Source organism: Bacillus sp. S4, assembly GCF_040838205.1.
GTDB lineage: Bacteria > Bacillota > Bacilli > Bacillales > Bacillaceae_G > Bacillus_A > Bacillus_A cereus_U.
Map to the genome: position 1 here is coordinate 1 of NZ_JBFPJI010000371.1, position 2,972 is coordinate 2,972.

The window sequence follows — 2,972 nt, forward strand, 5'->3', positions numbered from 1 at the left end:
ATAATAGGCCTTTCAAATCAATATATTATCATAAAACATAAAAAAATAGTCTAATTTATTTTTTGTTTTGACTATTTAAAAATAAGTCAAATAAACTCATATAAAGATTTTTGAATATTAATAAGTTTATTATATACAAATGGTGCTTTCTAATTAACTTATTACTAATAGAAATGCACCATTTATAAAAATATTATTCACTTATTATTTTGTTCCTTCAAGTCGCTCCTTCGTACTTATTTCTTCACCCCTAATACGCTTTTCAAACGTCTTTCTCCAACTAGTAGACAGTGCATTTACTTCTAAAATCCTTTTTAATCCTTCAGAGTTTTGTTTTTCTTTATGCATTATGCGATTCGCAAACGAAATTGACACACCTTTTGGATCAGGCCTCAACAATTTCAAAGTATCTACCGGTAATATCCACCCTTCTTTTAATACTCGAAAATAAAAACCTGTGTATCCTGTATCTTGAAAATATAATGGTAGCTTTGGAATATTATATTTCTTCGCTAATTTAAAACAAGGTTGTCTTGGCTGCGTTACTTGTACAATCGCTTCTCCGAGTTGAAACGTGTCACCAATACAAACATCTTCTTCACGCATTCCGCTTACTGTTATATTTTCACCGAAAGCCCCATATACAAGTTCCTGATTCAATTCTTTTTCCCAGTACGGATAGTGGTCACCAGTATAAACACAAACCGCTTTATCTACCCCTCCATGATGAACTAAATCCGCCTGTCCATCTCCATTAAACTTTAAAAATGATAAAAAAGCAGGTTCCTTTACTTGCTTTTTATTTATCCCTGTTTGAATTAACTTCCCACCATACATAACCTCTTTTGGCAATCCTATATTTAAAGATAGGATTTCATATACTTTAGTCATTCAAATCCCTCCTCTTACTTGCGGCACAACTTTTCAAAAGACTCATTTATTATTTCAAACCCTCTATCTATTTCTTCGTTTGAGATAACTAGAGGTGGTAAAAAGCGTAGTACATTATCAAATATCCCTGCTCCAATACTTATAAGCCCATTCTTCCAGAATTCATCAATTAATTTTAATGTTAGTTCTTTTGCTGGTTCTTTTGTTATACGATCCGTTACAAGTTCCATTGCAATCATTGCACCAATTCCGCGAACATCACCTATGACCTCGTATTTCAATTGCATTTCATGTAAATGTGATATTATTCTATTTCCAACTTGCTGAGCTCTTTCAACTAGATTTTCTTCTTCCATAATTTCAAATACAGCAAGACCGGCTGCACATGATAATGGACTTCCCGCAAAGGTCCCACCGATTTGCCCTCTCCCAGGAATATCCATCAACTCCGCACGGCCAACAATTGCACTTAATGGTAAGCCTCCAGCTATTGATTTTGATAATGTAATAATGTCAGGCTCTATTTGAAAATGTTCCGTTGCAAACCATTTCCCAGTTCGACCAAATCCAGTTTGCACCTCATCCATTATCATTAAAATACCATATTGATCACAAATCTCCCGGATTCGTTTTACAAATAAAATAGAAGGAACAATAAATCCAGCTTCTCCTTGTACTGGTTCCATTACGATTGCCGCTACTTTTTCAGGTGATACTTCTTCTAAAAACTTTTCAAACTGATAGATGACTTGAGAATCCACTTCTTCAGGAGAAGCCCCTTCTTCAGCTCTGTAGTAGTACGGATACGGCAATATATGCATGTCTGAAACGAACGGACCAAATCCTGCTTTATATGGATTTTCTTTGGTCGATAAAGACATCGTCATTAATGTTCTCCCATGAAATCCTCGTTCAAACGAGATTACTTTACTTCTCCCTGTGACTTTACGTGCGATCTTCACAGCATTTTCAATCGCTTCCGCACCACTATTTGCAAACATCGTTTTTTTCTCACTTGTTCCTGGCACTTTTTCATTAATTTTCTCTGCTAAAGTAATGTAATTTTCATATGGAGTTACATGAAAACATGGGTGAATAAATGATTCCGCTTGTTTTTGTACCGCTCTTACAACTTTCGGATGACAATGACCAACATTTTGCATTCCAATTCCACCAGCAAAATCAATAAACTGATTTCCATCTACATCTGTAATTATCGCTCCTCTTGCTTCTTTTACATATAAAGGCGTTAAATGATATATTCCTGTCGGTACAGCCGCCTCATACCTTTTTTGAAGTACTTGTGAATAATTTCCTGGTAATACGTTCGATTTCAACAATTCTGCTTCACCTCATCTAATTTTTATAATCAATCCATTTCTGATAAAGTGATTATAAATCTCATAAAACCATTGTTCAATTCAATTATTTATATAATAATGATAGGTATATCCTATGATTAAATTTGAGGTGATTCCAATCGAATTACGACAACTAGAATACTTTTTAGCTGTTTCGAAAGAGTTACATTTTACAAAAGCAGCTGAGAAATTAAACATTTCACAACCTTCACTAAGTCAACAAATACGTGCATTAGAACATGAAGTAGGCATGCCACTTTTCGATCGAATTGGTAAAAAAATATCTTTAACTGAAGCAGGAAGAGTTTTATTATCGCACAGTAAAACAATCTTTCATGAAGTCGAACAAGCCCGTTCTGCCATTCAAGATTTAAACGGATTACAGCATGGATCCTTAACAATCGGCTCATTGTTAACCGTCGTAAATTATTTACTACCACCAGCCATTTTAAATTTCAATAATTTATATCCTAATATTGAGCTTTCTGTATTAGGTCTTCGTACAGGAGAAATTCGTGAAAAATTATTACAAAACGAATTAGATATTGGCATTACATTTCTCCCAGTGCAAGATAAAGAGATTGTTTCTATCCCACTATATAAAAGTGAACTTACATTAGTTGTACCAACCAGCCATTCTTTAACTGAACGTAAGTATGTATCTATTGAAGAATTACAGGACTATCCTTTAATTCTTCTACCTAAAAATTTCCATTTAAC

The 2,972-nt window shown here is 34.1% G+C and carries 3 protein-coding genes; 1 reads left to right on the plus strand and 2 read right to left on the minus strand.

The genetic code is table 11. The features are described from left to right. Positions 1-204: 204 nt before the first annotated feature. Both AB3X48_RS20255 and gabT read right to left on the minus strand, forming a co-directional pair. Entirely contained in the window at positions 205-891 is a 687-nt protein-coding gene (locus AB3X48_RS20255; protein ID WP_088099068.1) for an MOSC domain-containing protein, read from the minus strand. A 14-nt stretch (positions 892-905) separates the two neighbouring features. Further along, a complete protein-coding gene (gene gabT, locus AB3X48_RS20260; RefSeq protein WP_002157845.1) occupies positions 906-2,231 on the minus strand; it encodes a 4-aminobutyrate--2-oxoglutarate transaminase in 1,326 nt (441 codons plus the stop codon). A gap of 130 nt (positions 2,232-2,361) precedes the next feature. On the opposite strand from gabT, the gene AB3X48_RS20265 reads away from it, so the two are divergent. After that, positions 2,362-2,972 (plus strand): LysR family transcriptional regulator (locus tag AB3X48_RS20265; RefSeq protein WP_367959865.1); only part of this gene is annotated, 611 nt, incomplete at its 3' end.